The sequence below is a fragment of the Pseudonocardia sp. McavD-2-B genome (genome assembly GCF_024124365.1).
In the GTDB taxonomy this organism is placed as follows: Bacteria; Actinomycetota; Actinomycetes; order Mycobacteriales; family Pseudonocardiaceae; genus Pseudonocardia; species Pseudonocardia alni.
In genome coordinates this window covers 1-3,854 of record NZ_JAMXSG010000399.1, presented here as the reverse complement: position 1 = coordinate 3,854, position 3,854 = coordinate 1, and the positions used below count along the sequence as shown (strand labels likewise).

Below are 3,854 nucleotides of genomic sequence, written 5' to 3'. Positions count from 1 at the left end.
GGCACCGGCCACGGCCGCCCGTCGTGGCGGCGGTGGCGGCCGCCCGCCCGGACCGCCCGGTCGTCCCGACGGTCGCGGTCCCGGGGACGGCGGTGACGGGCGGAAGAAGCCCGGCCGTCGTCGCCGGCTCCGGCGCTGGGTGATCGGGCTCGCCGCGTTCGCGGTGATCGGCCCGCTCGTCGCGTTCGCGATCGGCTGGCTGGTGTTCCCGGTCCCCAACGCCGACGACATCGCCGTCACCCAGGTAGCGACCTTCACCTACACCGACGGCGCCCCGCTGGCGACGGTCCGGCCGGACAACGTCAACCGGATCAGCGTCGACCTGTCCCAGGTGCCGGTGCCGGTCCAGCAGGCCGTGCTGTCCGCGGAGGACCGCACGTTCTTCTCCAACCCCGGCTTCGACATCACCGGCATCGCGCGGGCGGTGATCAACCAGCTCTCCGGCGGGATCGGCGGCGGCTCGACGATCACCCAGCAGTACATCAAGGTGACCACCGGCAACGACCAGTACTCGCTGTTCCGCAAGTTCCGCGAGGTCGTGCTGGCCGCGAAGATGTCCAAGGAGATGACCAAGGAGCAGATTCTCGGCAACTACCTGAACGCGATCTACCTGGGTCGCGGCGCCTACGGCATCCAGGCCGCCAGCCAGGCGTACTTCGGGAAGAACGTCCAGGACCTGAACGCCTCCGAGGGCGCGATGATCGCCGGGCTGATCCAGTCGCCGTCGCGCTGGGACCCGGCGAAGAACCTCGAGATGTCCCAGCAGCGGTGGAACTTCGTGCTCGACGGCATGGTCGCCCAGGGCTGGATGACGCAGGCCGACCGGGCGCAGCAGAGGTTCCCGCAGTGGCGCGAGGCCTCCACGGCCGAGGGCGGTGGCATCCCCGGCGACGACAAGGGCCACATCTACAACGCGGCCCGCGCCGAGCTGGAGAAGCTCGGGATCTCCGAGACCGAGATCAACACCCAGGGTCTGACGGTCACCACGACGATCGACCCGAAGGCCCAGGAGGACGCGGCGACGGCCGTCGAGAAGATCATGGACGGCCAGCCCGGCAACCTGCGGTCCTCCCTGGTGTCGGTGAACCCGAAGACCGGCGCGGTCATCGCCTACTTCGGCGGGGAGAACGGTGTCGGCCTCGACTACGCCTCGGTGCTCAAGCAGCCCGGCTCGTCGTTCAAGCCGTTCGTGCTCGCGGCGGCGCTGCAGGCGAACCCGCCGGTCGGTCTCGGCACGATCTACGACGGCTCCTCCCCCCAGGAGCTCGCCGGCACCACGGTCACCAACTCCGAGGGCGTCAGCTGCGGCCGGTGCTCGGTGAAGGAGGCCATGACCAAGTCGATCAACACGGTCTTCTACCGGATGGGCCTCGACGTCGGCCCGCAGCGGGTCGCCGACGCCGCGCACCAGGCCGGCATCCCCGCCGACCTGCTGCCGAACCCCACCGGCGGCATCTCGCTGGGTGACCGCGAGGTCCACCCCGAGGACATGGCCGCCGCCTACGGCACGTTCGCGGCCGACGGCATGAAGCGCGACCCGTTCCTGATCGCGAAGGTCACCGCCAGCGACGGTCGGGTCATCTACGACCGCGGCAGCACCGACAACGGCCAGCAGGTCATGCCGGCCGAGGTCGCCCGCAACGTCACCGAGTCCATGACCGACGTCGCGAGCTCGTCGCGGATCGGGCTGGACGGGCGTCCGGTCGCCGCGAAGACCGGCACCGTGCAGAGCAGCGTCCAGGGCCAGAACAACGACGCCTGGACCGTCGGCTACACACCGTCGGTGTCCACCGCGGTGTGGGTCGGCACCGACGACAACACCCCGATCAAGAACTCCGCGGGCCGCCCGGTCTACGGGCGGATGCTGCCCGGCTCGATCTGGCAGTCGTTCATGAACGACGTGCTGCAGGGGACGCCGGTGGAGCAGTTCTCCGACTTCGAGCCGATCGGCCAGGCTCCGGCCCGGGCCGTCTCGAACGACTCCGGGCAGGGCGACGACCAGCAGACGACCACCACCCAGGAGCCCGGCGACAGCCGCGACAACGGCGACCGCGGGGACCGGGGTGACCGCGGGAACCGCGGCGACCGGGGTGACTCCTCGGGCGACGGCTCCGGGGACGGGGCCGGCGACGACAGCAGCGGCGACCCCGGCAGCGACGGCAACAGCGACGGTCCGCCCGGCTCCGACGCGGGCCGGGACCGTCCGGGCCGCGGGGGCGACAACTGACCGCAGGCGGCCGGCCCGGAGCCGCACCGCCCGCCCCCCACGACGCGCCGGGGGCGGGCGTCCGGGACCGGGAGGTCCCGACCTGGACCGAGCCGCTGGCGCGCGCCGCCAGCCGGGTCGTCGGAGGCCCGATGGGTCGGCACGCACTCGTCGGACGGTCGCGCTGGTGGACCCCGCTGCGGGTGGTGCTGCTGCTCGCCGTCGTCGTGCTGGCGCTGGGCTGGCTGGGCAAGGCGGCCTGTCTGCAGCAGTACCGCACCCCGGACGGTGCGCTCGCGCTGGACTGGCGCAACGACCGTCAGTACGTCGCGATGTGCTACTCCGACACCGTCCCGCTCTACGGGCTCGAAGGTCTCGCCGACGACGCAGTCCCCTACCGCGACGCCTGGTTCGAGACCGCCGCCGACGGCTCCCGCACCGCCCGGTACATGGAGTACCCGGTCGTCACCGGGATGTTCCAGTACCTCAATGCGCAGCTGACCGACGGCTGGCAGTGGCTGGCCGAGCGGCTGCCGTTGCCGACCGCGCTCGACGTCGTCGTCTACTTCGACGTCACCGCGATCTGGCTGGCCATGGCCTGGCTGGTGGTGGTGTGGGCGGTGCTGATGCTCCGCCCGGAACGTCCGTGGGACGCCGCGTTGGTCGCGCTGTCCCCGCTGGTGGCGGTGCACGCGTTCACCAACTTCGACACGCTCACGGTCGCGCTCGCGACCGGGGCGCTGCTCGCGCTGCGCCGGGACCGGCCGGTCTGGGCCGGGGTGTTGCTCGGGATCGGCGGCGCGGCGAAGCTCTACCCGCTGCTGCTCCTGCTGCCGGTGCTGCTCGTCGGCTGGCGACGCCGCGCCGACGGCGGCCTCCCGCGTGCCGCGTGGACGATCGGTGCCGCGGTCCTCGCCTGGGTGGCGGTGAACCTCCCGGTCGCGCTGGCCTGGCCGCGCGGCTGGGTCGAGTTCTTCCTGCTCAACCGCACGCGCCCGGCCGACCCGGACTCGATCTGGTACTCGCTGTACTGGTTCACCGGCTGGTCCGGCTTCGACGGACCGCTCGGCGACGGGCAGTCCCCCACCGTGCTCAACACCGTCACCGCGGTGCTCATGGTGCTGGCGTTCGCCGCGATCGCCTGGTTCGCGCTGCGCGCGCCGCGCCCGCCCGCGGTCGCCGAGCTGGCCTTCCTGACGGTCTCGGCGTTCCTGCTGGTCAACAAGGTGTGGAGCCCGCAGTACTCGCTGTGGCTGGTCCCGCTCGCGGTGCTCGCCCTGCCACGCTGGCGGCTGCTGCTGGCGTGGATGGTCGTCGACGCGCTGGTCTGGGTGCCGCGGATGTTCCAGTACCTCGGCGTCGCGAACAAGGGGCTGCCGCCGGAGCCGTTCCTGGTGACCGTGCTGGTCCGCGACGCCGTGGTGGTCGCGCTGTGCGTGCTCGTCGTCCGGCAGATCCTGCGGCCCGGCACCGACCCCGGCCGGGACACGGAGCCCGTGTGGCCGGTCGGCCCGCGGGTCTCCCGGTCCGGCGTGCCCGCCGCGACGGCCTCCGCGTCGGCCGTGCCCGCACGGGGCGGGCGACGGCGGAGGGACGGCGGCGGCCCCGGCCCCACCGGTTCCGTCGGCACGCCCCGGTCCGGCGACGC

Annotated in this window: 2 protein-coding genes; both read left to right on the top strand. The window is 72.8% G+C overall.

The window, feature by feature from the left end; translation table 11 throughout:
• The coding region (locus tag NH602_RS29115) for a transglycosylase domain-containing protein (protein ID WP_253069479.1) at nt 1–2,227 on the top strand (2,227 nt) is incomplete at its 5' end.
• A 131-nt stretch (nt 2,228–2,358) separates the two neighbouring features.
• The coding region (locus tag NH602_RS29110; RefSeq protein ID WP_308292894.1) for a glycosyltransferase 87 family protein at nt 2,359–3,854 on the top strand (1,496 nt) is incomplete at its 3' end.